Source organism: Sphingomonas mucosissima (assembly GCF_002197665.1).
GTDB lineage: Bacteria > Pseudomonadota > Alphaproteobacteria > Sphingomonadales > Sphingomonadaceae > Sphingomonas > Sphingomonas mucosissima.
This window is the reverse complement of record NZ_NBBJ01000004.1, coordinates 242,656-266,310: the sequence shown is the minus strand read 5'-3', so window position 1 is coordinate 266,310 and position 23,655 is coordinate 242,656. Positions and strand designations below refer to the sequence as shown.

26 protein-coding genes are annotated in these 23,655 nt (G+C 65.4%); 14 read left to right on the top strand and 12 right to left on the bottom strand.

Annotated features, from left to right (window positions below):
- The first annotated feature begins 5 nt into the window (after window positions 1-5).
- Genes mnmG through SPMU_RS13170 form a run of 4 tightly spaced genes read left to right on the top strand, consistent with a single transcriptional unit; the run spans window position 6 to window position 4,016 of the window.
- On the top strand, window positions 6-1,721 hold the full coding sequence (gene mnmG, locus SPMU_RS13185; protein WP_088334422.1) for a tRNA uridine-5-carboxymethylaminomethyl(34) synthesis enzyme MnmG: 1,716 nt from the start codon (window positions 6-8) through the stop codon (window positions 1,719-1,721).
- On the top strand, window positions 1,718-2,338 hold the full coding sequence (locus SPMU_RS13180) for a 16S rRNA (guanine(527)-N(7))-methyltransferase RsmG (protein WP_088334363.1): 621 nt from the start codon (window positions 1,718-1,720) through the stop codon (window positions 2,336-2,338). Before mnmG ends, SPMU_RS13180 begins: the two co-directional genes overlap by 4 nt.
- On the top strand, window positions 2,335-3,117 hold the full coding sequence (locus SPMU_RS13175; protein ID WP_088334362.1) for a ParA family protein: 783 nt from the start codon (window positions 2,335-2,337) through the stop codon (window positions 3,115-3,117). Before SPMU_RS13180 ends, SPMU_RS13175 begins: the two co-directional genes overlap by 4 nt.
- Window positions 3,114-4,016, top strand: coding sequence for a ParB/RepB/Spo0J family partition protein (locus tag SPMU_RS13170; RefSeq protein ID WP_088334361.1), 903 nt, complete (start codon window positions 3,114-3,116; stop codon window positions 4,014-4,016). The genes SPMU_RS13175 and SPMU_RS13170 overlap by 4 nt, the downstream gene beginning before the upstream one ends.
- 180 nt (window positions 4,017-4,196) lie before the next feature.
- On the opposite strand, the gene holA is transcribed toward SPMU_RS13170, so the two are convergent.
- The 4 genes from holA to SPMU_RS13150 are packed head-to-tail and all read right to left on the bottom strand — an operon-like array spanning window position 4,197 to window position 8,689.
- A complete protein-coding gene (gene holA, locus SPMU_RS13165; RefSeq protein ID WP_088334360.1) occupies window positions 4,197-5,213 on the bottom strand; it encodes a DNA polymerase III subunit delta in 1,017 nt (338 codons plus the stop codon).
- Complete coding sequence (gene lptE, locus SPMU_RS13160) at window positions 5,210-5,734, bottom strand: LPS assembly lipoprotein LptE (RefSeq protein WP_088334359.1); 525 nt, start codon at window positions 5,732-5,734, stop codon at window positions 5,210-5,212. The genes holA and lptE overlap by 4 nt, the downstream gene beginning before the upstream one ends.
- Window positions 5,731-8,244 (bottom strand): leucine--tRNA ligase, encoded by a 2,514-nt coding sequence (gene leuS, locus SPMU_RS13155; RefSeq protein ID WP_088334358.1) that lies wholly within the window; start codon window positions 8,242-8,244, stop codon window positions 5,731-5,733. The genes lptE and leuS overlap by 4 nt, the downstream gene beginning before the upstream one ends.
- 10 nt (window positions 8,245-8,254) lie before the next feature.
- Window positions 8,255-8,689, bottom strand: coding sequence for a DUF3576 domain-containing protein (locus tag SPMU_RS13150; RefSeq protein ID WP_088334357.1), 435 nt, complete (start codon window positions 8,687-8,689; stop codon window positions 8,255-8,257).
- A 219-nt stretch (window positions 8,690-8,908) separates the two neighbouring features.
- On the opposite strand from SPMU_RS13150, the gene SPMU_RS13145 reads away from it, so the two are divergent.
- Window positions 8,909-9,610 (top strand): hypothetical protein, encoded by a 702-nt coding sequence (locus SPMU_RS13145; RefSeq protein ID WP_245833295.1) that lies wholly within the window; start codon window positions 8,909-8,911, stop codon window positions 9,608-9,610.
- Between the two features lie 64 nt (window positions 9,611-9,674).
- On the opposite strand, the gene SPMU_RS13140 is transcribed toward SPMU_RS13145, so the two are convergent.
- The gene (locus SPMU_RS13140) at window positions 9,675-10,187 is read right to left on the bottom strand and encodes a thiamine phosphate synthase (RefSeq protein ID WP_088334355.1); all 513 of its coding nucleotides are present in this window, start codon (window positions 10,185-10,187) and stop codon (window positions 9,675-9,677) included.
- 22 nt (window positions 10,188-10,209) lie between these two features.
- Between SPMU_RS13140 and SPMU_RS13135 the strand changes: the two genes are divergently transcribed.
- Window positions 10,210-10,905, top strand: a complete 696-nt coding sequence (locus SPMU_RS13135; protein ID WP_088334354.1) for a YggS family pyridoxal phosphate-dependent enzyme — start codon at window positions 10,210-10,212, stop codon at window positions 10,903-10,905.
- Window positions 10,902-11,567: an HAD family hydrolase gene (locus SPMU_RS13130; protein ID WP_088334353.1), complete on the top strand. Its 666-nt coding sequence runs from the start codon at window positions 10,902-10,904 to the stop codon at window positions 11,565-11,567. Before SPMU_RS13135 ends, SPMU_RS13130 begins: the two co-directional genes overlap by 4 nt.
- A gap of 17 nt (window positions 11,568-11,584) precedes the next feature.
- Here the strand turns inward: SPMU_RS13130 and ribA are convergent, their stop codons facing one another.
- The gene (gene ribA, locus SPMU_RS13125) at window positions 11,585-12,634 is read right to left on the bottom strand and encodes a GTP cyclohydrolase II (RefSeq protein WP_088334352.1); all 1,050 of its coding nucleotides are present in this window, start codon (window positions 12,632-12,634) and stop codon (window positions 11,585-11,587) included.
- Window positions 12,631-13,413: an exodeoxyribonuclease III gene (locus SPMU_RS13120; RefSeq protein WP_088334421.1), complete on the bottom strand. Its 783-nt coding sequence runs from the start codon at window positions 13,411-13,413 to the stop codon at window positions 12,631-12,633. Before SPMU_RS13120 ends, ribA begins: the two co-directional genes overlap by 4 nt.
- 584 nt (window positions 13,414-13,997) lie before the next feature.
- Here SPMU_RS13120 and SPMU_RS13115 point away from each other — a divergent pair.
- Window positions 13,998-14,234: a hypothetical protein gene (locus tag SPMU_RS13115; protein ID WP_140418476.1), complete on the top strand. Its 237-nt coding sequence runs from the start codon at window positions 13,998-14,000 to the stop codon at window positions 14,232-14,234.
- 59 nt (window positions 14,235-14,293) lie between these two features.
- Here SPMU_RS13115 and SPMU_RS13110 read toward each other — a convergent pair whose 3' ends face one another.
- The 5 genes from SPMU_RS13110 to hemE form a co-directional block, all read right to left on the bottom strand.
- Window positions 14,294-14,902, bottom strand: a complete 609-nt coding sequence (locus tag SPMU_RS13110) for a LolA family protein (RefSeq protein WP_245833292.1) — start codon at window positions 14,900-14,902, stop codon at window positions 14,294-14,296.
- Window positions 14,903-15,051: 149 nt separating this feature from the next.
- Window positions 15,052-15,786, bottom strand: coding sequence for a TerC family protein (locus SPMU_RS13105; RefSeq protein ID WP_425442189.1), 735 nt, complete (start codon window positions 15,784-15,786; stop codon window positions 15,052-15,054).
- A 234-nt stretch (window positions 15,787-16,020) separates the two neighbouring features.
- On the bottom strand, window positions 16,021-17,277 hold the full coding sequence (gene rho / locus SPMU_RS13100; protein WP_088334350.1) for a transcription termination factor Rho: 1,257 nt from the start codon (window positions 17,275-17,277) through the stop codon (window positions 16,021-16,023).
- A 310-nt stretch (window positions 17,278-17,587) separates the two neighbouring features.
- Window positions 17,588-18,046, bottom strand: a complete 459-nt coding sequence (locus tag SPMU_RS13095) for a CopD family protein (protein ID WP_088334349.1) — start codon at window positions 18,044-18,046, stop codon at window positions 17,588-17,590.
- Window positions 18,046-19,107, bottom strand: a complete 1,062-nt coding sequence (hemE, locus tag SPMU_RS13090) for a uroporphyrinogen decarboxylase (protein WP_088334348.1) — start codon at window positions 19,105-19,107, stop codon at window positions 18,046-18,048. Before hemE ends, SPMU_RS13095 begins: the two co-directional genes overlap by 1 nt.
- Window positions 19,108-19,395: 288 nt before the next feature.
- On the opposite strand from hemE, the gene SPMU_RS13085 reads away from it, so the two are divergent.
- Genes SPMU_RS13085 through hpf form a run of 6 tightly spaced genes read left to right on the top strand, consistent with a single transcriptional unit; the run spans window position 19,396 to window position 23,652 of the window.
- A complete protein-coding gene (locus tag SPMU_RS13085; protein ID WP_088334347.1) occupies window positions 19,396-20,229 on the top strand; it encodes a pyruvate, water dikinase regulatory protein in 834 nt (277 codons plus the stop codon).
- 8 nt (window positions 20,230-20,237) lie between these two features.
- Window positions 20,238-20,828, top strand: coding sequence for a Maf family protein (locus SPMU_RS13080; protein WP_088334418.1), 591 nt, complete (start codon window positions 20,238-20,240; stop codon window positions 20,826-20,828).
- A gap of 17 nt (window positions 20,829-20,845) precedes the next feature.
- Window positions 20,846-21,697, top strand: coding sequence for a shikimate dehydrogenase (aroE, locus tag SPMU_RS13075; RefSeq protein ID WP_245833289.1), 852 nt, complete (start codon window positions 20,846-20,848; stop codon window positions 21,695-21,697).
- Between the two features lie 21 nt (window positions 21,698-21,718).
- On the top strand, window positions 21,719-22,312 hold the full coding sequence (coaE, locus tag SPMU_RS13070) for a dephospho-CoA kinase (protein ID WP_088334345.1): 594 nt from the start codon (window positions 21,719-21,721) through the stop codon (window positions 22,310-22,312).
- Window positions 22,313-22,320: 8 nt separating this feature from the next.
- On the top strand, window positions 22,321-23,007 hold the full coding sequence (dnaQ, locus tag SPMU_RS13065; RefSeq protein ID WP_088334344.1) for a DNA polymerase III subunit epsilon: 687 nt from the start codon (window positions 22,321-22,323) through the stop codon (window positions 23,005-23,007).
- Window positions 23,008-23,058: 51 nt separating this feature from the next.
- Window positions 23,059-23,652, top strand: coding sequence for a ribosome hibernation-promoting factor, HPF/YfiA family (gene hpf / locus SPMU_RS13060; RefSeq protein ID WP_088334343.1), 594 nt, complete (start codon window positions 23,059-23,061; stop codon window positions 23,650-23,652).
- Window positions 23,653-23,655: the final 3 nt, after the last annotated feature.

Genomic DNA, 23,655 nt, shown 5'->3' with positions numbered 1-23,655 from the left:
TTCACGTGGAACAATCCTTTGACGTTATCGTGATCGGAGGCGGGCACGCCGGCACGGAGGCGGCTGCCGCCGCTGCACGCCGTGGTGCTCGTGTTGCCTTGATCAGCCACGATCCCGCGCGGATCGGCGCCATGTCGTGCAACCCTTCGATCGGCGGTCTCGGTAAGGGCCACCTCGTGCGCGAAGTGGACGCCTACGATGGCTTGATGGCGCGGGCGGCCGATGCTGCTGCGATCCATCACCGCATGCTGAACCGGAGCAAAGGCCTTGCCGTCCAAGGGCCACGCATCCAAGCCGACCGCCGGCTTTATGCAGCGGCCATCCGGACGATGATCGCATCACAGCCCTCGATCACGGTCATCGCTGGCGAAGCAACTGCGCTCGTCACCGATGGTGCAAAGGTTGGGGGCGTTACCCTTGCTACCGGCGAGCAGATCACAGCGCGGACGGTCGTCCTTTCGACCGGCACCTTCCTTGGCGGCAAGCTGTTCCGTGGCGACGAGCAGCAGGTCGGCGGCCGGGTCGATGAAGCTGCGGCGCTGCCGCTTGCGGCGCAGCTGCGCGAGTTGAAGCTCCCGATGGGCCGGCTCAAAACCGGCACACCGCCGCGACTGGACGGCCGCACGATTGACTGGGCGCAGCTGGAACCACAGCCATCCGACATTGACCCGTGGACAATGTCACCAATGACGCGCACCCGCGTGCTCCCGCAACTCGCCTGCGCGATCACGCGAACCACGCACGCGACACATGCAATCATTGCCGACAATCTCCATCGATCGCCGTTGCAGACCGGCGCCATCGAGGGGCAAGGTCCGCGCTATTGCCCCTCCATCGAGGACAAGATCCGCCGCTTTGGCGATCGCGACGGGCATCAGATCTTTCTCGAACCCGAAGGACTGGATGACGCCACCGTCTACCCCAACGGGATATCCACCTCCCTCCCGGCAGATGTTCAGGCGGCTTTCCTACGAACAGTGCCGGGGCTGGAGCGCGTGCGCATCACGATGCACGGTTATGCCGTAGAGTATGACCACATCGATCCCCGTGCGCTCGATGCAACGCTCGCACTGCCACAGATCGCCGGCCTGTACTTGGCCGGGCAGATCAACGGCACGACCGGCTATGAGGAAGCCGCCGCTCAGGGCTTGGTCGCGGGCACCAACGCCGCTGCCTTTGCCTTGGGGCTGGAGCCACTGCTGCCCGATCGGAGCGCCAGCTACGTAGGCGTCATGATCGACGATCTTGTGCTCCAAGGCATCAGCGAGCCATATCGAATGCTGACGGCCCGGGCCGAGTATCGCCTGGCGCTCCGCGCCGATAATGCGGAGGCGCGGCTGTCGGCCCAGGCGGAGGAGCTCGGCCTGTTGTCGCAGCCACGCCGCGCCCATGTCAGGTCGCGAATGGAGCAGCGTGAGCGATTGCGCAGCGGCGAACAAGACCCGGCGTTCGATGCCGACTTGATCCGTGAGCATGAGGAAGACGTTCGCTACGCCCCCTACCTCGCGCGGCAAGCCGCCGAGATCACGCGGATGAGGCATGATGATCGGATCCACATCGCGTCCGGCCCGGCGCTAGACCGAATTGCCGGCTTGTCGAACGAGATGCGCGAACGCCTCCGCGCGGCACGTCCGCAGACCCTTGGCGAGGCGTCCCGCATTCGCGGCGTTACGCCGGCGGCGCTGACGGCATTATGGCTCGACGCAAAGGGACGGCGATGAACGAGGAAGAGGCGCGAAGCGCCGTTCACACGCTGGTCGGCGCTGCTGCTATGGATCGGCTCGATCGGTTTGCCGCGCATGTCGCTGCTGAAAGTGAGCGCCAGAATCTCGTCGCAAAGCCGACCGTCGCAGCACTGTGGGAACGGCACATGCTGGACTCGGCACAGCTCCTGCCGATGGCTGCGGAACACGACGGCCTTTGGGCGGATGTCGGTACCGGTGCAGGTTTCCCGGGGATGGTGATTGCCTTGGCGACCGATCGCCCCGTGGCGCTGATCGAGCCGCGGCGCATGCGGGCTGACTTCCTCCGCGCCATCGCCGAACAGGAGGGCGTCGCCAGCCGTGTGACGGTGTACCAAGCGAAAGTGGAGCGTGTTTCGGACCTGCAAGCGGCAGTTATTTCAGCGCGAGCCGTCGCTTCCTTAACCGAGCTGTTGCAATCCACCGCGCATATCGCGTCCATGAGCACGCTATACTTGCTCCCGAAGGGACAATCCGCCACGACAGAGCTGAACGAAGCGCAGCGCCGCTTTGCGGGATTGTTCCACGTGGAACAGAGCATCACCAATCCCGAATCCGGCATCATCAGCGCGCGTGAAGTGAGGCAACGCCGATGATCCGAATTGCAGTTGCCAACCAGAAGGGCGGCGTCGGAAAAACAACATCTGCGATCAATCTGTCGACAGCGCTGGCAGCTACGGGAAAGCGCGTGCTGTTGATCGATCTCGATCCGCAGGGAAATGCCTCCACTGGCCTTGGCATCACCCAGGCGCAGCGAGAAACGTCGAGCTATGATGTGCTGGTGAATCAAGCTGCGGTGGAGGACGCCGTCGTTCGCACCGGTGTACCTCGTCTGGATGTGCTGCCAGCCACCGTGGATCTTTCCGGCGCAGAGATCGAGCTGGTGGAGATGGAGCAACGCACGCACCGCTTGCACCGCGCTCTGGACGCCGCCCCGCCGCGCTGGGATGTTGCATTGATCGACTGCCCGCCCTCGCTTGGGCTTCTGACCATGAATGCGATGGTTGCAGCGGATTCACTCCTGGTGCCGCTTCAATGTGAGTTCTTCGCATTGGAGGGGTTGAGCCAGCTTCTCACCACGGTCGAGCGGATCCGCGCGCGATTCAATCCCTCGCTGTCGATTATCGGCGTCGCGCTCACCATGTATGATCGCCGCAACCGCCTGACCGAACAGGTCTCGGCAGACGTTCGCGCGGTGCTCGGCCAGGTAGTGTTCGACACGGTGATCCCGCGGAATGTCCGCTTGTCGGAGGCACCAAGTCACGGCCTGCCCGCGCTCATCTACGATCATCGGTGCAGCGGATCGCAGGCGTATATCGCGCTCGCTCGCGAACTGATCGCCCGCCTGCCCCATGTCGACGAGGTTGCAGCATGACGGATACGAAACGCCCGCGTGGGGGCTTGGGGCGGGGCCTTGGCGCACTGTTGGGCGACATCGCTCGAGACGATTCTCCGGCCGAGTCGAGTGGCGGCGTTGCGAGCGGCGTGCGCATGATCCCGGTCAGTGCCATTGCCCCCCACCCCGATCAGCCGCGCCGTCACTTCGATGAAGAAGCACTCGACGAGCTTGCCGCGTCGATCGCCGAGCGCGGTGTCATCCAGCCGATCGTCGTTCGCCCGCACGGCCACACATACCAGATCGTCGCCGGTGAGCGTCGCTGGCGCGCGTCGCAGCGTGCCCGCCTGCACGAAGTGCCCGTGGTCGTGCGCGACTACACCGACAGCGAGACGCTGCAGATCGCGCTGGTCGAGAACATACAACGGCAGGATCTGAACGCGATCGAAGAAGCTCAGGCCTATAGCCGGCTGGTCGATGAATTCGGGCATACGCAGGAAGTGCTCGCCAAGACGGTCCACAAATCCCGCAGCCACGTTGCCAATCTCCTTCGCCTGCTCGATCTGCCGAAATCGGTACAGGCGCGCGTGGTCGATGGATCGCTTAGTATGGGCCACGCCCGCGCCATCATCGGCGCGCCCGACGCCGAGGCCCTGGCGGATCAAGTAGTCACCAAGGGTCTTTCCGTACGTCAGGCAGAAAAACTAGCGCAGAACGCCAAGCCGTCCTCCGCCAAGAAGCCCCGCCGCCAGACGGAACCTGCTGCGAGCGGCGCCAGCGATGCCGATGTGGCCGCGCTCGAACGACAGCTTGGTGACTTGCTCGGCCTGCGTGTCAGGATCACCTATGCCGCGAACGGCGGCGCCATCACCATCGACTACAGCACGCTCGATCAGCTCGACATGTTGTGCCAGCGGCTAAGCGGCGAGCCAATATAACCATCGCTGCTGGCGGGGAGCGCGGGCTGACTAGGCCGCCACAGCGCCTCCCCCAACTAAATGCTGCAGCGTTCGATCAACCGGAGCCGACGCAGTGCCGCTGCACTGCTTCGGCGAAGCTAGCGGTGATCAGAAGCGCGGCCGACGTGCCATCAGTCGAGGACCAAATGTGAGGCGGCCCTAACGCCGCAGCTTGACCGCCATGTCCATCATCGCCTGTGCGGCGACTACATCGCCGGCACTTGCGCTTCCCCCCATTACGTCGCGCTCTGCTTCGCGAACCAACGACAGCGCGCGGGACAGCGCTTGCGGGGACCAGCGGCGCAGCGCGGCGGAGGTCGCCGCCTCTTCCTTGAAGAAGACACGGTGCCGCTTCATCACGCTGCCGACGTCATCGCCGTTCACGATCTCGCCCTTCATTTCGGCCAGCGCCGTCAGCCGCCGGGCCAAGGCGCGCAGCCACGGCACTGGCGACACCCCCGCCTCATCCAGCCGCCGCAAGGCCTCGCCCAACCGCGCCGGTTCGGCGCTCACCAGCGCGTCGATCACGTCGCCTGTCTCCGCGTCGCCCAGATCAGCACCAACGGCATCCACGGCGTCCAGACCACACTCCGCGGGCCGATCGATGGCTGCATCCAGATACAGCGCCAGCTTCTCGATCTCGCGCGTCAGCACCGCACGATCGCCGCTGCCGGCGTGCACCAGCCGCCGCGCAACCCCCGGTCCCAGCCGCAGCCCTTGCTCACGGGCGATCTCGGCAGCGATCGCCTCCAGCTGGTCGCCGCCGGGAACATAGCAGGCGAGCGCCCAGGCCGCCGGGGAATCCAGCGCCAGCTTCGCAACCTTTGACGTGGCCTTTAGCCCTGGCGCGATCATCACCACCGGATTGCCAGCGCGCTCCGCAGCCAGCAACGCCGTCACCGCGGCGAGGCTCTCTTCCCCCACCCCCGTGACGCGAACGTGACGTGACGTGCCGAACAGTGAGAGCGACGCCGCCTCGTCGGCAAGGCGCGCGGGGTCGCTGCGCAGCGTGGAACCATCGAGATCAACGCGTTCGGCATCCGCCCCTAGCGCGCGCGGCAAGCGATCGGCCAGCGCCAGCGCACCGGCCTCGTCCGGGCCGAACAGGAGATATAGCCGAATGTCGGCAGGCGGCCGGTCCAGCGCCGCCTTCAGGCGCGCCTCAGTCGCCTTCATGGCGCGCTGGGCGTTCGCCCCACGTGAACGGCCAACCGCATCAGGATCTGGTCAGCCACCCGCTCAGCGAGCCGCTCCAACGCCGTGCTTTCCGCCGCAATGGTCGCATAGTCTGACCCGACCACGTCGATGCCCGCGTCCGATCCTGCCGTCGCGTCTAGCACGACACCGCCATTGTCGAGCTCCACCAACTGGTAGCGCGCCCGCAGGGTCCGGCGTTCCCGCGCCACCGAGTCGTCGCGGCGAATGGCAAGCCCGGTAATCTCGTCGTCCAGCTTGATTTGCAGCCGGTAGCGCGCGCTCTGACCCGCGGGGACGGCGCCGAGCCGATCACGCAGCGCATTGGTGACGAGCCACCCAGCCTTGCCCTCGATCGGTGCCACCTCCACCTGGCTTAGTGCGCTGGCGACCGCCCCTGAGCTTCCGCCGGCATAAAGCGGCTTCAGCCCGCATCCGCCAAGCATGGTCAGCGCAGCGCCGGCAGCGGCCAGAGCAAGCCCACGGGCAGCCAGCCGTGTCATGCGACGATGTTCACCAGTCGGTCGGGCACGACGATCACCTTCTTCGGGGCCTTGCCTTCCAGCACGCGGATCACCTTCTCGGATGCGAGCGCCTGCGCCTCCGCCACGTCCTTTGCGACGCCCTTGGGCATCAGCAACGTATCGCGCAGCTTGCCATTCACCTGCACCGCGATCGTGACCTCGTCATCGACCAGCATCGCCTGATCGACCGCGGGCCACGCGACGTCGGCGATCAGCCCCTCGCCGCCCCGCGCCGCCCAGACTTCCTCGGCAAGATGCGGCACCATCGGCGCGACGATGCGCAGCAACGTGGCGAGCGCGGCGTCGCGATCCCCCGACGGCTGCGCCTTCTCGACCGCATTGGCCAGCGTGTAGATCAGCGCCACGGCCTTGTTGAACTGCAGGCCCTCGATCGCTTCGGCAACGCCCTTCACGGTGCGATGCGCCACCTTGCGCAGGGCGATATCCTCGCCGGCATCGCCGCCGCCCTGGTCGCCAACGAGACGCCACAGCCGCTGGATGAAGCGCCACGCACCCTCGATGCCGTTCTCGCTCCACTCCAGATCGCGCTCGGGCGGAGAGTCGGAGAGCATGAACCAGCGCACCGCATCGGCGCCATACTGGTCAACGATCGGCTCGGGATCGATCGTGTTCTTCTTCGACTTGGACATCTTCTCGATGCGGCCGACCGTCACCGGCTGGCCCGTCGAAACCTCGATGCCATTCTCGATCTCGCCGGGCGACAGCCAGCGGCCATCGCTCGACTTGTACGTCTCGTGAGTCACCATGCCCTGCGTGAACAGGCCGGCGAACGGCTCCGCCACGTCAAGCATGCCGATGTGCTGCAGCGCGCGGGTCCAGAAGCGCGCGTAGAGCAAGTGAAGGATCGCATGCTCCACCCCGCCGATATACTGCCCCACCGGCAGCCATTGCTCGGCCACTGCCTTGTCGAACGGTTTGTCGTCCGGCTGGCTGGCGAAACGTATGAAATACCAAGAAGAATCTGCGAACGTGTCGAGGGTATCGGTCTCGCGCACCGCCGGCTTGCCGCACGACGGGCAGTCGACATGCTTCCACGTCGGATGCCGGTCGAGCGGGTTGCCCGGTATGGCGAAGCTCACGTCCTCGGGCAGCTTCACCGGCAGCTGGGCGGTCGGGACCGGCACTGCGCCGCAGCCATCGCAATGCATGATCGGGATCGGCGTGCCCCAATAACGCTGGCGGCTGATGCCCCAATCGCGCAGGCGGAACACGGTTGTCCCCTCGCCCCAGCCACCCGCTTCGGCGCGGGTGATCACCTCGCGCTTCGCATCCTCAACGTCCATGCCGTCTAGGAAGTGCGAATTCACCAGGATGCCCGGCCCGGTATAGGCCTCCGCGTCGTCGAACTCCGGCGCGTCCTTCGCCCCGTCTGACACGACGCGGCGGATCGGCAACTGGTACTTGGTGGCGAATTCGAAGTCGCGCTGGTCATGCGCCGGTACGCCGAACACGGCGCCGACTCCGTAATCCATCAGCACGAAATTCGCGATATAGACCGGCAGCTGCTGGAACGGATCGAACGGATGCGTCGCCGTCAGCCCGGTATCGAAACCCTTCTTCTCCTGGGTTTCCAGCTCCGCCGCCGTGGTCCCGCCACGTTTGCAATCTTCGATAAACGCCTGCACCGCCGCATCATTGGCGGCAATCGCCTGCGCGATCGGGTGATCCGCCGCCACCGCAACGAAGCTCGCGCCAAAGATCGTGTCCGGCCGCGTCGTATAGACCTCGACCACACCCTCGTTCGTGCCCGCCGCGTCGTTCAGCGCGAAGCGGAAGGTCAGGCCCTGGCTCTTCCCGATCCAGTTCTCCTGCATCAGGCGAACCTTCTCGGGCCAGTCCTTGAGTTCGCCCAGGCCCGACAGCAGGTCTTCGGCGAAAGCAGTGATCTTCAGGAACCACTGGTTCAGCTTGCGCTTCTCGACCAACGCGCCGGAACGCCAGCCGCGCCCGTCGATCACCTGCTCATTGGCCAGCACGGTCATGTCGACCGGGTCCCAGTTCACCGCGCTCTCGCGGCGATAAACCAGCCCCGCCTCGTAGAATTTCAGGAACAGCGCCTGCTCATGCCCGTAATATTCCGGGTCGCAGGTGGCGAATTCGCGCGTCCAGTCCAGTGCGAAGCCAAGCCGCTTCAGCTGCGCCTTCATCGTAGCGATATTGTCGCGCGTCCAGCCGCCGGGGTGGACGCCCTTTTCCATCGCCGCATTCTCGGCCGGCATGCCGAATGCGTCCCACCCCATTGGATGAAGCACTTCCATGCCATTCATCCGGCGGAAGCGCGCAAGCACGTCACCCATGGTGTAATTGCGCACATGGCCCATGTGGATGCGCCCCGAGGGATAGGGGAACATCTCGAGCACGTAGCTCTTGGGCTTGTTAGAATGATCGTCTGCGGCGAAGGTCCGGCGCTCGTCCCACACCCGCTGCCAGCGGGCGTCGGCAGAGAGCGCGTTGAAACGCTGGCTCATCGTATGTGGATCAGTTCGCGGAGGAGGCACGCCGCAGGTCGCGGGCGCGGGTCAGGATGATGTCCTCCAGCTTCTGCGTGGTCGCCGCCGTCACCGGTGCGGATACCCACTGGCCGCCGCGGTTCACCTCACGCAACGCCGCCACGCGCACCGCATCGGCGCGCAGATCCTGATCCAGGATCGTCACGGTCACCTTCATGCGCTCGGCCGGGGTCTGCGGATTGACGTACCAATCGGTGACGATGACGCCGCCGTTTGAGTCCGTCTGCAGCAGCGGCATGAAGCTCAACGTGTCGAGCGAGGCACGCCAGAGATAGCTGTTCACCCCGATGGTGGTGATACGGCTGGCGGCAAGATCGGTCCCCGGCCGCTTCTGGCCGCCACCGCAACCGGCGATGGCAAGGGCAGCGCATACGACCAGCGCGGAACGCAACGGGCGGAACATGGGCATCGTCCTGATGGAAAAATCGTGACGCTGACCTCTACAGAGCATGGCTTATGCCCGCAAGTTCGCGGTGGCGTACCGTGGTTGGCGCGCGCGCGTGCGAACACGCTGCCCGCCCGATTGTGGAAAGCATGCAACACCTTCGCCAAAAGCAACGAACAGGCGTGGCGACGTGCGAACGAATCGTGCTAGATGCGTTCGAAGGGTCGGAGGCATTCTGTGATCGTCGTTCGTGCGCTTATTGGCGGGTCTGTCGTGGCGATTGCCGCGGCGCTTGCCGTTGCGCCCGCGTCCGGCGCCTCGGAAGTCGAGCGTGCCGAGGCGAAACGCCCGGTCACCTCGCGTGTCATGGGCGGGTTCACGCCTGCCGCCGCTGATCCGCGCCTCGCCGCCGCCTTTGCCCGCAGCGGCCTGGGGGCCAGCGAGTTCCGCTTCACGCCATCGGAAAACCGCCAGGGTAATCGCCCGGTGACGGTAGCCGTTCGCGCGCGGTCGAGCCAGATCGCCGATGCGGGCCGTGCCGCTGCCGTTGCGCCAACGGTTGGGCTGATGCCGGTGGCCTATAACCTGGGCGTGTCGGTCGGTTGGAAGCGCTTCGCCGTGTCTGGTGACGTGGCCAAGGTCGATCTCGGCGGCCAGCCTGGCAGCCGCGAAGCTGCGGACGTGGCGGTCAGCTATTCGCTCCCGCAATTCACCGGCCGCGTGAAGGCGGGTGCCGATCGTGCCCTGCCGGGTGCGCAGAACATGGTCGAGGACGGCCCGAGCTATTCGCTCGACGTGGGTGGCTCTTATTCGCTCACCCGCAACATCGATCTCACCGCCGGCCTGCGCTACAAGTCCGAACGTGAACGCCTCGCGCGCTTCAGCGACGATCGCCGCGATAGCCAGGCGGTGTATGTGGGAACGGCCTTCCGCTTCTGATCCGCAGAACCGCGCCGCGAATGACGAACGGCGCATCTGATCGATCCTTCACTTCCGCTCCGCATCAGCGCAGCCACGCGTCGATCGCTGCCCACCCATCAAAGCCGTGAAGCGCGCGCAAGCGCCGCGCATCCATGCCACCCAGCGCAATGCGCGCCATCGGAAGCGTTCGCGCAAGCCGCGCCGCCCCCCGAGCGCCAAGGCTAGACGCCCCCGGGTGCGATCGCGTGGCGAACACGGGTGATACGAACGCGGCGCCGGCGCCCGCCCGACGCGCGCTTTGCGCCTCTCGCCGATCATGCACCGGCCATGTCACCAATCCCGCGCTTAGGCCTCGGTGAACGCCCATCTCGCCCGCCATGCGCGCGTCCCCCGCTCGCACCAGCACCAACCCGCGCGCCCGCGCCACCCGCAGCAATCGCGCAAACAGCCGCCGTCGCTCAGCCTGTGGCGTCGCATGGTGGCGAAACACGATCCCGGCTCCCCGCGGCAAGCGGCGAACCGCGCGCCACAGGTCGTCGCCCATCCGCTCGTCGGTCATCAGCCAGAGCGTCGGGACAGGGTGGCGGCGGCGCATTGCGCAACCTATAGCGCAGCCGATGCAAGCCGACGACCGCCTCGCCGCCATCCAGGCGCGCATCGCCCGCGCTGCCAAGCTGGCGCGCCGCGATGCCGCCGACGTCACGCTGATCGCCGTATCGAAGACGCACGCCGCCGACGCGATTGAGCCGCTGCTCGCCGCCGGCCATCGCGACTTCGGCGAGAACCGCGTGCAGGAAGCGCAAACGAAGTGGCCGGCGCTCCAGGAGCGCTATCCCGAAGCCCGCCTGCACCTAATCGGCCAATTGCAATCAAACAAGGCTGCGGATGCCGTCGCGATGGCCGATGCGATCCATGCGGTGGACCGATTGTCGCTGGTTACCGCCCTTGCCAAGGCCATGGATGCGCAGGATCGTCGCCCGGCCTGCTTCCTTCAGGTGAACATCGGGGAGGAGCCCCAAAAGGGCGGCTGCGCCATCACCGAGCTTCCCGCGCTGCTCGCCGCCGCCCGCGACGCCGATCTTCCGCTCGCCGGGCTGATGTGCCTTCCGCCGGCGGGTGTGGAGCCCGCCCCTTATTTCGGTTTGCTCGGCAAGCTGGCTCGCGATCACGGCATCGCCGGTCTCAGCATGGGCATGTCGGATGATTTCGAAACGGCGGTGATGATCGGCGCCACCCATGTACGAATCGGCTCCGCGCTGTTCGGCGATCGCCCGCCCGTACGCACGCCAACCGGCTTCAGGAAACGCGCATGACGATCGACGCTTTGCTCTTCGACTTCGACGGGGTGCTGATCGAAAGCGAGTATCTCGGCAACAAGCACATCGCCGATTTCCTCACGGCGCGCGGCCACGCGATCACGCCAGAGGAGTCGATGGCGAATTTCATGGGCCTGTCCGGCCGCGATTTTCGCGACCGGGTAGAGGCGTTCATCGGCGAACCGCTGCCCGCCGACTGGACCGAGGCCCGCACGGCCGAGAACGACCGTGTCATCGCCGAAGGGATCGGCGAAGTTGCCGGCGCCATCGCTTTTGTCCGTTCCCTCCCCGCCGATCTGCCCAAGGCGGTGGTATCCTCCAGCTCGACGCGCTGGATCAGCACGCACCTGGATCATCTAGGCTTGCGGGACGCCTTCGGCGATCACCTTTACTCCGGTGCCGAGCATGTCGCGCGCGGCAAGCCCGCGCCCGATCTCTACCTCTTCGGTGCGCAGCAACTTGGCGTCTCGATCGAACGTTGCGCCATTCTCGAGGATTCGCCCGTTGGCGCAACCGGAGCGGTGGCGAGCGGCGGCCACGTCATTGGCCTCTGTGCCGGAACGCACTGCCTCGCCGGGCATGATGCGACACTGCGCGCGCTGGGCGTTCACGCGATCGCCCATGATTTCGACGAAGTTCGGCGCCTTCTGAAGCTCTAGGGCACCGCCCCGGGGGCCTACAGCTGGTGCCCCGTCCGATCGCGCTTGGTCGCGAGATAATGCTCATTATGCGGGTTGGTCGGCAGGAAATGCGGCACCCGTTCCGCGACAGCGATCCCGCGCGCCTCGAGCCCCGCCACCTTGTTCGGATTGTTCGTCAGCAAGCGGATCTCGCGCTGCCCCAGCAGGTCGAGCATCCGCGCCGCCACGCCGAAATCGCGCGCGTCGATCGCAAAGCCAAGCCGGGTATTCGCATCCACCGTGTCAAAGCCCTGATCCTGAAGCGCATAAGCGCGCAGCTTGTTGACGAGGCCGATGCCCCGCCCCTCCTGCCGCAGATACAGCAGGATGCCCCAGCCCGACGCCGCAATCGCCTTCAGCGCCGCATCGAGCTGCGGCCCGCAATCGCACTTCAGGCTGCCCAGCGCATCACCGGTGAGGCATTCGCTATGCAGCCGAACCAGCGGCGGTTGCCCCTGCGGTGCGCCGATCAGCAGCGCGACATGCTCGCCCGGCCCCTCTGGCGTACGAAAGGCGACGATCTCCGCATCCTCGGCATGCGCCACCGGCAGCCGCGCGCGGGCAGCAATCGTCAGGCGAATGGCATCCTCATGCGCGTCGATGTCTGCCGTTGACAGCGTCAGCTCCGCCGCGCCGTCCTCCTGAACGAAGAAGGCCGGCAGCATCCCCGCGATCCGCGCCAGCCGCAGCGCTGCCGCGGCATCCGCCGGCGACGTCACCGGAACGGCACGGAACGGCCCCTTTAGCGGGGTCGCCAGATCGAGCTGCGGGTCGGCCAGCGCCGTTGCCACGGCAAAATCCACCCAGGGCGCACGATCGACCAGCACCGGCGCATCGGGCACCGCCGCCTCGCGCTGATTCGCGAGCTTCAGCGTTTCCGCCCGCCCGGCCGAGAGCAGCACTGGCGCGGCGCCTTCCGGATCGAACGTCTCCAGCCGCACCGGGTCGGCGGTTTCGATCGGGAGCAGCGCAAGGCTGCCGATGCGGATAGGCCACCCCCGCCGCAGCGCATCAATGGCGCGGGCTGCCTGGCGCGCGTCGGTCAAAAGGCGAACTCCGTCATGATCGGCACATGGTCCGATGGCTTCAGCCAACTGCGGCAACCCTCGAACACGTGATGCGATTGCGCCGTCGCCGCCACGCTTCCCGTCGCCCACATATGATCGAGCCGACGACCACGATCGTTCTTGGTCCAATCGGGCGAACGATAGCTCCACCAGGTGTGAAGCCGCGCGGGCGCCGGGTGAAAATGCCGCCCCAGGTCGACCCAGTCGTTGGACGCCTTCAGCCGGTCCAGCGCCTCGACCTCGATCGGTGTATGGCTCACCACCTTCAGCAGCGCTTTGTGGCTCCACACGTCGCTCGGCAGCGGCGCGATGTTGAAATCGCCGGTTAGGATCGTCGGGCAATCCAGCGACGCCGACCAGTCCGTCATGCGCGCGACGAAATCCAGCTTTTGCCCGAACTTCGCATTCACCTCGCGATCGGGCACGTCGCCACCCGCCGGCACGTACACATTCTCCAGCCGCACGCCGTTGGGCAGCCGCACGCCAATGTGCCGCGCTTCACGATTGGCCTGCCAATCCAGCCGGTCATCCTCGCAGATCGGCACCCGGCTGATGATCGCCACGCCATGGTGCATCCGCTGGCCGTGGATCAGAATGTGCTCATAACCAAGCGCGCGAAAGGCCTCGAACGGGAAGTCCGTGTCGATCACCTTGGTTTCCTGCAGGCACAATATGTCCGGCTGCGCCTCGCGCAGGAACTGCACGACGATATCGATGCGAAAACGAACCGAGTTGATGTTCCAGCTGCCGATCTTCACGCGGTGCGGCTTAGCGAGCATAGCCGGAGGCGACAACATGCCCCAATCGCCCATCGTCCTGGACGATGGATCATCGCGGACCTGTGCGGGGATCGGGGCTGGGGAACACGCTTTGGCTTCGTGAAGCAGGTTGGCGCATGTCCAGCCGTCCTGATGGCCTGGGCGAGAGTGCCATATGTCTGGCGAGGGTTGTTTTCCGAAACACGCGCCGCGGCAAAGCCGCGTCGTCGAACGGCGCCTTCGGGCCGTCGGCCGTGCTCGGGCGCTTGGCCTTCGCCAAATGCCCTACGCAGAAAGGCCCTCGCTCCGGGGGCATGGAGCGAGGGCCGACCTGGCGTTCGTCACGCAGGGGGCTGTGGAGCATCGTCCAGGTAACAGGGGGAAAATCCTGAACGCCCCACATCCGCAATCAATCCACTACCGCCGCGTACCTGTCGCGCGCATGAACAAAATGGCCAGAATCAAATAAGGTGCGGGCCGATCGCGGGCGAACAGCGCAGGATTGTGCCGCGCTACCGTTCGTCGGTGAGGCTTTGTTAAGCCCGCCCTCGTACGCTCGATGAAACGGCTTGGGCGGTGTGGCGATGGACCGAGTGACAGACCTCGCACTTCGATTTTCGCTCCTGCTGGCGAGCATCGGGTCGTTACTTTCGCTCACCAAAATGCTGATCGAGCACGTCACGCCCGTTCGTTATTATTGGTGGGCCGGCGTCGCGTTTTTCGGCGCTACGATTGCCTTGGCGGCGACGATCCGCCTTCGCGAACGCACGGCGGTCAGTGCTGACCGTTCGCCAGTCCCTGATCCGGCGATCGACAACTAAGGAGGGGTGGCGCCGCGCCACAGCGCGTATTCCAGACCCCCATTTCTCGACTAATCGCCCTAGTTGCGGACGTTGGTTCTGCGCGGATCGTTCCAACGGAACGTCGCATCGCCGATGGCGCCGTTGAAGCGCTGGTTCGCCAGTCTGATGGTGGTGCGGTTCCCCTGGCTGTCCAGCGTCACCCAGCCTTGCAGCATCAGCCCGCCCGGTGCCCCCGCATCCCGCGCAAACACCATGGTGATGCGGCCATATTCCGGATGCTTGGGATCATAGCCTTCGACCGAAAGAACACGCGAATCGCCGCTCGGGATCACTTTGGCAAACTTGCCGATGTCGCGATCCGGGTTGATCAGCACGCCGAGCGGTGAATTGGTGATCGGCCAGCGCTGCACCTGCCGAACCGAATAATCGATAAAGGTCAGCGCCTTGCCGTCGCCGACCACCAGGATCGGCACGCCCTTTTCATATTGAAAGCGGATCTTGCCGGGCTTCTTGAGCGACAAGGTGCCGGTCAGCGTCTTTCCGGCGCGATCGGTCTGGGTGAAATCCGCGGTCATCGTGTTGACGGCACGCAAGTGACTCTGGACCTGCGCCAGGTCACCCGATTGCGCCGCTGCCGGTGCAGCGATCACGACTGCTGCGACGATGGGCACGAAACTTCTCAACATGGCTCTCCCGAAGGGCATGGGCGGCATATGGCCGAGGCGGGTTGAACGCGTGGTGAACCCTTCGCGGTTCCCGCCACGCGCTCGATCGAGCGCGTGGACACGGGGTCTTGCCGGCCCTCTCTTGTCCCGAACGCCGGTCAGAACCCGGATCAGAACAGGGTGCTCAGGCCAATCGTCTCACCGGTTCCGATCCAGCCTTCGTAGATCATTTTGCCGGCAACAAAGACGATCACAGCAAGGCCGACATACGCGATCCAGCGATACCGGCCGATCACGCGTGCGATCAGGTTTGCCGCGAGGCCCATCAGCGCCACCGACAGGATCAGGCCGACGACCATGATGCCGGGATGCTCGCGTGCCGCGCCGGCCACCGCCAGCACGTTGTCGAGGCTCATCGATACGTCGGCGACGGCGACGGCCCAGGCCGCGCCAGCAAAGGAGCGCGCGGGCGCAAGACCGGACCGCTCGTCGCCCTCGATCTCCTGCGACCCGCTATTCCCATGCGAATCCGCGCGCAATTCGCGCCAGAACTTCCAGCTGACCCACAACAGCAGCAAGCCGCCGGCAAAGATCAGGCCCACGACGCCCATCAACCAGGTGACGATCAGCGCAAAGAAGATGCGCAGCACCAAGGCGGCGATGATGCCGATCAGGATCACCTTCTTGCGCTGTTCGGCCGGCAGGCCAGCGGCAAGCGCGCCGACCACCACCGCATTGTCGCCAGCCAGCACCAGGTCGATCATCAGCACCTGGCCGAACGCAGCAAGCGCGGCGGGATCGGACAGGTTGGAGAAATCGGCGACGATATGCTGCCAGATATCAGCCAGCGATCCCGGCCCCTGAATGGCAGCAGCAGCTTGGGCAAGCAGGGTCAGGATCAAGATAAAGCTCCGCGAAAATTGTGGAGAAACGATGTAGCCGCAACCCGGTTTCCCGCCAAACGCAAAGAGCGCGGCTCAGCGTCGGGGTAGGAGAGCGCGGCGCTCGCCCGGTGTTAGCTTTTCGGGAGCTAAATATGAGAACGGCGCGGCAAAGCCGCGCCGTCGACCGGGTTGCTGGCGCACCCGTCGGCCGAGCCGGTGCGAGTCCTGCGCCAGCATGGCGCAGGCCGCACACGGCTATTGATTCATGCTGGCGAAGAAATCCTCGTTGGTCTTGGAATCCTTCATCTTGCCGAGCAGGAATTCCATCGCATCGACCGTGCCCATCTGCATGAGGATGCGGCGCAGCACCCACATCTTGGACAGCTTGTCCTTCTCAACCAGCAGCTCTTCCTTGCGCGTCCCGCTCTTCGACACGTCGATCGCCGGGAAGATGCGCTTGTCCGATACCTTGCGGTCGAGCACGATTTCGGCGTTGCCGGTGCCCTTGAACTCTTCGAAGATCACTTCGTCCATGCGGCTGCCGGTATCGATCAGCGAGGTCGAGATGATCGTCAGGGATCCGCCTTCCTCGATGTTGCGCGCCGCACCGAAGAAGCGCTTCGGCCGCTGCAGCGCGTTGGCGTCGACACCGCCGGTCAGCACCTTGCCCGAGCTCGGCACCACCGTGTTGTAGGCGCGGCCGAGGCGCGTGATGTTGTCGAGCAGGATCACGACGTCCTTCTTGTGCTCGACAAGGCGCTTGGCCTTCTCGATCACCATTTCGGCCACCGCAACGTGGCGCGTCGCCGGCTCGTCGAAGGTCGAGGAGACGACCTCGCCGTTCACCGTGCGCTGCATGTCGGTGACTTCCTCGGGCCGCTCGTCGATCAGCAGCACGATCAGGAACACTTCGGGGTGGTTGAGCGAAATCGCGCGCGCGATGTTCTGCATCATCACCGTCTTGCCGACGCGCGGCGGCGCGACGATCAGGCAGCGCTGGCCCTTGCCGATCGGCGAGACGAGATCGAGCACGCGGCCCGTCTTGTCCTTGATCGTCGGATCCTCGATTTCCATCTTCAGCCGCTCTTCCGGGTAGAGCGGCGTGAGGTTGTCGAAGTTCACGCGGTGGCGCACCGCGTCGGGATCGTCGAAATTGACGCGCACCAGCTTGGTAAGTGCGAAATAGCGTTCGCCGTCCTTCGGCCCGCGGATCTCGCCTTCGACCGTGTCACCGGTGCGCAGCCCGTGCTTGCGGACCTGGTTGGGTGAGACGTAGATGTCGTCGGGGCCGGCAAGGTAATTCGCTTCGGGCGAGCGCAGGAAGCCGAATCCGTCGGGCAGCACCTCAATGGTGCCCTCGCCCATGATCTGCTCGCCTTCCTCGGCCTGAACCTTGAGGATCGCGAACATCAGGTCCTGCTTGCGGAGCGTCGAGGCGCCCTCGACGCCGAGCTCCTCGGCCAGCTGGACCAGTTCGGCCGGCGCTTTCTTCTTGAGGTCCTTGAGATGCATATCGTGTGTCCGATTGAAATCGGTTGGGGGAGAAAGCCCGGTCGGCGGATGATATCGCGCAGCAACGAGACTGAAGGAGGCAGCGGGCCGGAGAGGCCTCACCGAATAGGGGACGTAGGAGTGGGCCGGGGGTTAGTCAAGCGGACTCGGCCCCAAGTGGGGGATAGCCTGAGCCCCACCACGTCAGTCACCCCGGCCTCGTGCAGGGGTTCAGGATTTCGCGAGCGCGCACGTTTGTAATGCGCGGCACTCCGGATGCCGAAGCAAGCCCGGCAGGACCAAGTGCCTCACCGCAACGGAAAGACGCGCCTCAGAACGGCTTCACCACCGCCAGGATCACGATGATCGTCACCGCCAGCGCGGGCACCTCGTTCATCATCCTGAGCCCGCGGTTGCTCAGCCCCGCCTGCCCCTTCGCCAGCTTCTTGGAATAGCCCACGGCCCAGCCGTGATAACCCGAGAGGAGGAACACGACCAGCAGCTTGGCATGCAGCCATGCCAGCCCCTGGATGCCTTCGAGCAGCCCGATATTCACTGCCAGCGCCAGCCCGATCACCCACACGGCGATCATCGCAGGGGTCAGGATGATCCGCCGCAGCTTGGCCTCGCGCGTCGTCCAGCGCGCTTCCTCGGCGGGGTCGCCCAGCCCTTCCTGATGGTGCACGAGATAGCGCGGGAAGATGAACATGCCCGCCATCCAAAAGATAACGAAGATGACGTGCGCGGCCTTTACCCACAGATAGGCCGCGCCGAGGAATCCCGCGCCCATCAGCCCTGCCCTCCTGCTGCGTTCGCCGCGCCCGATCGCACCCGCGCGATCGCCTGTTCGACATGCGCGATGGGCGTGTGCTGGTCGATGCCGTGACCAAGATTGAAGACATGCGGCCGCTCGCCGAACGCCGCCAGGATCCGGTCGATCGCGCCGTCCAGCGCCGCGCCGCCGGCGATCAGCGCCAGCGGATCGAGATTGCCCTGCACCGGCAGCCCCTCCGGCAGCACCGAATCCGCCCAGACCGGATCAACCGTCTCGTCCAGCCCCAGCGCATCCACGCCGGTCTCACGGGCATAGGCCGGCAGCTTGCCGCCTGCCCCCTTGGGAAAGCCGATCACCGGAACCTCGGGGTGCCGCGCCTTCAGCGCCGCCACGATCGCCGCATTGGGCGCGATGACCCAGCGTTCGAACTGCGCCGGGGATAGCGTCCCGGCCCAGCTGTCGAACAATTGCACCGCCTCGACCCCGGCCTCGATCTGGCCGGACAGATACTCCACGGTCAGCGCCACGATGGCATCGATGATCGCGCCAAACGCAGCCGGATCGCGATAGGCAAGCCCGCGCGTCTCGGCCTGATCCTTCGATCCCTGCCCCGCCACCATATAGGTCGCAACCGTCCAGGGCGATCCGGCGAACCCGAGGAACGTCGTTTCGCTCGGCAGTGCAGCGGCGACGCGCCGAACGGTGGCATAGACCGGATCGAGCCGGGTCATGGCCGGCTGCAACGAGCCCAGCGCCGCATCAAGCAGGCGCGGGGTCAGCCGCGGCCCCTCGCCCGCGCCAAATGTCAGGTCCTGCCCCAGCGCCCAGGGAACCATCAGGATGTCGGAAAACAGGATCGCGCCGTCGAAGCCGAAGCGGCGGATCGGCTGGATCGTCACTTCCGTTGCGGCTTCCGGATCGGTCGCAAGCGCGAGGAAGCCGCCCTTCTCTGCCCGGAGCGCGCGATATTCGGGCAGGTATCGCCCGGCCTGCCGCATGAACCACATCGGTGGCCGCGCGTGCTTCCGCCCTTTCAACACGCCCAGCAGAGGTTTTGAATCGGTTCGGGCGTCCATGCTTCTTCTCAAAAGAAAGAGTCTGAATGGTTGTGTGTAGATGTAGGCGCGTTGGTTGCGGGGCTTATGCGTTCGTCCCCCGATTGCCAACAGCTTGACGCCCGCAGCGCCGCAGACTCCCGCGGATTCGATTCAACCGTTCACGATTCACACAGGCTGTGGATAAAATCGCCTCCCGTGGATTTAATTGTGGATGACTCATCGGTTTTCCACGGCGCGCACTGCCGCTTGGCCCTCGGGGCAGGTTACGCTAGCGCCTGTCCCCATGTTATCCACAGGTTCATGCCCATGACGGTGAAGCTGCACCTGCACCTCCTGTCGGATTCCACCGGCGAGACGCTGGAGAACATCGCCAAGGCCGCGCTCGCGCAATATGACAATGTCGAAACGGTGCGGCATTTCTGGCCCATGGTGCGCACGGAAGCGCACCTCGATCGCATCCTGCAGGAAATCGCCCAAAATCCGGGTCTGGTGATTTACACCTTGGTGAATGCGGCCACCCGCGACGCCTTGGAGCAGCGCTGCCACTCGCTCGGCCTGCCGATGGTCGCGCCGCTCGATCCGGTGAACGATGCGCTTTCCGCGCTGCTCGGCCAAACCGCGAAGAACAAGCCGGGGCGCCAGCACGTGCTCGACGCCGCCTATTTCGCGCGCGTCGATGCGATCCAGTTCACCATCGCGCATGACGATGGCGTGCTGTGGGAGGAATGGGAGGAGGCGGATATCGTCCTCGCCGGCGTGTCCCGTTCTTCCAAGACGCCGACGTCGATCTATCTCGCCAATCGCGGCTTCAAGGTGGCGAACATCCCGATCGTGGTGGAAAGCCCGCCGCCCGAAACGCTCTACACGCTCAGCAAGCCCTTGATCGTCGGGCTCACCACCAGCCCCGATCGCTTGATCCAGGTGCGGCGCAATCGCTTGCTGTCGCTCAACCAGGCGCCCGAGACGTCCTATGTCGATCAGGAAGCCGTCACCCGCGAGCTCGCCTATGCCCGACGCATGTTCTCCGACAATGGCTGGCCGGTGATCGACGTGACGCGGCGGTCGATCGAGGAAACCGCCGCGGCGATCATCTCCCTCTTCAATCAGCGTGGTGACAGGCCGGGAATGATCGAACCGTGAGCGAACCGTTGAAACTTGTCCTCGCCTCGCAATCCGCCTCGCGCCGCGCGATGCTCGACGCCGCCGGCGTCCCCTTCGAGGCGCAGCCCGCGATGGTGGACGAGGATGCCGCCAAGGCAGCGCTCGGCGCGATCCCGCCGCGCGATCTCGCCGATGCGCTGGCCGAGCTGAAGGCGCTCAAGGTGTCGCAGCGCAATCCGCAGGCGCTGGTGCTCGGATCGGACAGTCTCGCCGTGCTCGACGATGGCACGATCCTCTCCAAGCCGCGCGATCGTGCTCAGGCGGCCGAACATCTCGCGATGATGTCGGGCAAGCGGCACGATCTCGTCAGCGCGGCGGTCATCGCCGAGGGCGGCCGCCCCGTCTGGCGCCACGTCGACAAGGCACGCATGTTCGTGCGCCCGCTGTCCTACGGCTTCATCGAGGCCTATCTTGATGCCGAATGGCCGGCGATATCAGGATGCGTCGGCTGCTACAGGATCGAGGGGCCGGGCGTGCAATTGTTCAGCCGCGTGGAGGGTAGCCAGTTCACCGTGCTCGGCATGCCGCTGCTGCCGCTGCTCGGCTATTTGCGCGAGCGGCAGGTGCTGGGCGCATGATGGAAAAAGAAGCGCCAGTGTCTCAACTTTCTCAACATTCGCGTGCGGTTTCTGCAACCGACCGCCCCTATGCTGAGGTGATCGGCGATCCGATCAGCCATTCCAAATCGCCGCTGATCCATCGTTTCTGGCTGGAAAAGCTCGGGATCGATGCGGATTATCGCGCCACGCACGTCACACCGGACGACTTGCCGGCGTTCATCGAACAGCGCCGTGCCGATCCGAATTGGCGCGGGTGCAACGTCACCATCCCGCACAAGGTCGCGATGCTCGATCTCGTCGCTGATCCCGGCGGCGTGCGCGACAGTATCGGCGCGATGAACACCGTTGTTCGTCAGGAAGACGGCAGCCTGCTGGGCACCAACACCGATGCGGCCGGCTTCTATGGCCCGATCGCCGATCTCGATCTCACCGGTGCGCCCGTGGCGATCGTCGGCGCCGGCGGCGCGGCGCGGGCGGTGCTCTTTGCGCTGGCGCGCATGAACGTCGGCAAGGTGACGATCCTTAACCGCTCGCCGCTGAAAGGTGCGGCGCTGCTCAGCCGCTTCGGGCTGAAGGGCGACGCGCTGCCGCTCGACGCCCGCCTCCCCGAGGCAAGGCTACTGGTGAACACCAGCGCGCTCGGCATGGAAGGCCAGCCGCCGCTCGACCTCGATCTCTTGCCCCTGCCGCCGGAAGCAGTGGTGTACGACATCGTCTATGCACCGCTCCACACGCCCCTGCTCGATGCGGCCGAGGCGCGCGGGCTTGAAACGATTGATGGGCTGGAAATGCTCGTCGGCCAGGCAGCGGCGGCATTCGAGCTGTTCTTCGGCCAACCCGCCCCGCGCGACTACGATGGTGAGCTGCGCGAGCGCCTGCTTGCCTGAAGAAAGGGAGGGGACAGAACGATGATCAAGCTCGGGCTCACCGGATCGATCGGCATGGGCAAATCGACCGTCGCCAAGATGTTCGCCGATGAAGGCATCCCTGTCTTCGATGCCGATGCCGAGGTGCACAAGCTGCAAGGCCCGGCGGGCCGCGTGGTGGCGGCGATCGAAGCGCGCTTTCCCGGCACGACCGGGGAGGGGGGAGTGAACCGCACCGCGCTGGCCGAAGCGGTGCTCGGCGATGATGCCGCGATGAAGGCGCTGGAGGCGATCGTCCACCCCGCCGTTGGCGAAGAACGCGCCGCCTTTCTGACCAAACATGCCGTCGCGCCTGTTGTCGTCTTCGATGTGCCCTTGTTGTTCGAAACCGGCGGTCAGCGTGCGATGGACAAGGTGGCGGTGGTCTCCGCCGCCCCCGATGTGCAGCGCGCCCGCACGCTTCAGCGCCCGGGCATGAGCGAGGGCAAGTTCGATGCGATCCTCGCCCGCCAAGTGCCCGATGAAGAGAAGCGCGCGCACGCCGATTTCGTCATCCCGACGGACGTGCCGCTGGAGGAAACCCGCGCCCATGTCCGCCGGGTGATCGCTTGCCTCCAGGGCGCGGAAGGCCGATAAACTTCCCGATGCGCGAGATCGTTTTCGACACCGAGACCACCGGCTTCACCTTTGGCGAGGATCGCATGGTCGAGATCGGCTGCGTCGAGCTGGTCAACCGGGTCGAGACCGGCCGCACCTTTCACGCTTATTTCCACCCGGAGCGCGCAATGCCGCCGGGCGCACTCGCGGTTCATGGCCTCTCCGATGCCTTCCTCGCCGACAAGCCCCTGTTCCACGCCGTTGCGGAGGAACTGATCGCCTTTATCGGTGACGCACCGCTGATTGCGCACAACGCCTCCTTCGACTTCGGCTTCCTGAACGGCGAGCTTGGCCGCTGCGGCCGCGACGTGATCTGCATGAGCCGCATGATCGATACGCTGGCGATCGCCAAGCAGCGGCATCCCGGCGCGAAGCTCACGCTGGACGCCTTGTGCTCACGCTACGGGATCGATCGCTCGCATCGCGTGCTGCACGGCGCCTTGCTCGACGCGCAATTGCTGGCGCAGGTCTATGTCGAGCTGCGCGGCGGCCGCCAGATCGGCCTGTCGCTGGTCAGCGATCTCGTCGTGGAAGAGGTGAACCTGGAGGCGGCGGCACCGCGCGTTGCCCGCCCGCCGCGTCATTTCGCCCCGACTGCTGAGGAACTTAGTGCGCATGCCGCGTTCATGACGAGGGTAAAGAATCCGCTTTGGGGGGCCGAGGCGTCCGGTTGACGCCCAATGCTCCGGCACATCACGCCGGACCAGCCAATGGAGAATAGGTCGATGGATATCCGCATCTCTGGTCACCAGGTCGAAACGGGCGACGCGCTGAAGGATCATGTCGACACCCGACTGCAGGGCATCGCAGACAAGTATTTCAGTCGCGCGATCTCGGCGCAGGTAACGTTCGGCAAGGGGCCGCACGACGCGGGTTTCGGCTGCGACATCGTCGTTCACGTGATGCAGGGATTGGTTCTGAAGGGGCGCCATGATGCCCATGACGCGCATCTCGCCTTTGATGGTGCGGCGGAGAAGATCGAAAAGCAGCTGCGCCGCTACATGCGCCGCCTGAAGGATCGCAACGCGGGCGAAGTGCAGGCGCTGGCGGAAAGCGTCGCCTACGACAATTTCGACAACGCCGGTTACACCCTGTTCGCCGAGCGCATCAACGAGGAGGAAGAGCCCGACGCGCCGCTGATCATCGCCGAAACTCGCGTCGATGTGCCCGATGCAACGGTGTCGGATGCGGTGATGATGCTCGATCTGCGCAACACGTCGGCGCTGTTGTTCAAGAATAGCGGGACGGGCGCGTACAACATGGTCTATCGCCGCGGCGACGGGACGATCGGTTGGGTCGAACCGCAGCGCGCGGGGTAAACG

What these genes read in the sequence shown, in the direction of transcription:
- SPMU_RS13170 (WP_088334361.1), top strand. Translation starts at nt 3,114, where the DNA reads ATGACGGATACGAAACGCCCGCGTGGGGGCTTGGGGCGGGGCCTTGGC.
- SPMU_RS13180 (WP_088334363.1), top strand. Translation starts at nt 1,718, where the DNA reads ATGAACGAGGAAGAGGCGCGAAGCGCCGTTCACACGCTGGTCGGCGCT.
- SPMU_RS13115 (WP_140418476.1), top strand. Translation starts at nt 13,998, where the DNA reads ATGGACCGAGTGACAGACCTCGCACTTCGATTTTCGCTCCTGCTGGCG.
- dnaQ (WP_088334344.1), top strand. Translation starts at nt 22,321, where the DNA reads ATGCGCGAGATCGTTTTCGACACCGAGACCACCGGCTTCACCTTTGGC.
- SPMU_RS13095 (WP_088334349.1), bottom strand. Translation starts at nt 18,046, where the DNA reads ATGGGCGCGGGATTCCTCGGCGCGGCCTATCTGTGGGTAAAGGCCGCG.
- holA (WP_088334360.1), bottom strand. Translation starts at nt 5,213, where the DNA reads ATGAAGGCGACTGAGGCGCGCCTGAAGGCGGCGCTGGACCGGCCGCCT.
- SPMU_RS13150 (WP_088334357.1), bottom strand. Translation starts at nt 8,689, where the DNA reads ATGTTCCGCCCGTTGCGTTCCGCGCTGGTCGTATGCGCTGCCCTTGCC.
- SPMU_RS13135 (WP_088334354.1), top strand. Translation starts at nt 10,210, where the DNA reads ATGCAAGCCGACGACCGCCTCGCCGCCATCCAGGCGCGCATCGCCCGC.
- hpf (WP_088334343.1), top strand. Translation starts at nt 23,059, where the DNA reads ATGGATATCCGCATCTCTGGTCACCAGGTCGAAACGGGCGACGCGCTG.
- coaE (WP_088334345.1), top strand. Translation starts at nt 21,719, where the DNA reads ATGATCAAGCTCGGGCTCACCGGATCGATCGGCATGGGCAAATCGACC.
- hemE (WP_088334348.1), bottom strand. Translation starts at nt 19,107, where the DNA reads ATGGACGCCCGAACCGATTCAAAACCTCTGCTGGGCGTGTTGAAAGGG.
- leuS (WP_088334358.1), bottom strand. Translation starts at nt 8,244, where the DNA reads ATGAGCCAGCGTTTCAACGCGCTCTCTGCCGACGCCCGCTGGCAGCGG.
- SPMU_RS13110 (WP_245833292.1), bottom strand. Translation starts at nt 14,902, where the DNA reads ATGTTGAGAAGTTTCGTGCCCATCGTCGCAGCAGTCGTGATCGCTGCA.
- lptE (WP_088334359.1), bottom strand. Translation starts at nt 5,734, where the DNA reads ATGACACGGCTGGCTGCCCGTGGGCTTGCTCTGGCCGCTGCCGGCGCT.
- rho (WP_088334350.1), bottom strand. Translation starts at nt 17,277, where the DNA reads ATGCATCTCAAGGACCTCAAGAAGAAAGCGCCGGCCGAACTGGTCCAG.
- SPMU_RS13175 (WP_088334362.1), top strand. Translation starts at nt 2,335, where the DNA reads ATGATCCGAATTGCAGTTGCCAACCAGAAGGGCGGCGTCGGAAAAACA.
- SPMU_RS13130 (WP_088334353.1), top strand. Translation starts at nt 10,902, where the DNA reads ATGACGATCGACGCTTTGCTCTTCGACTTCGACGGGGTGCTGATCGAA.
- SPMU_RS13085 (WP_088334347.1), top strand. Translation starts at nt 19,396, where the DNA reads ATGACGGTGAAGCTGCACCTGCACCTCCTGTCGGATTCCACCGGCGAG.
- SPMU_RS13140 (WP_088334355.1), bottom strand. Translation starts at nt 10,187, where the DNA reads ATGCGCCGCCGCCACCCTGTCCCGACGCTCTGGCTGATGACCGACGAG.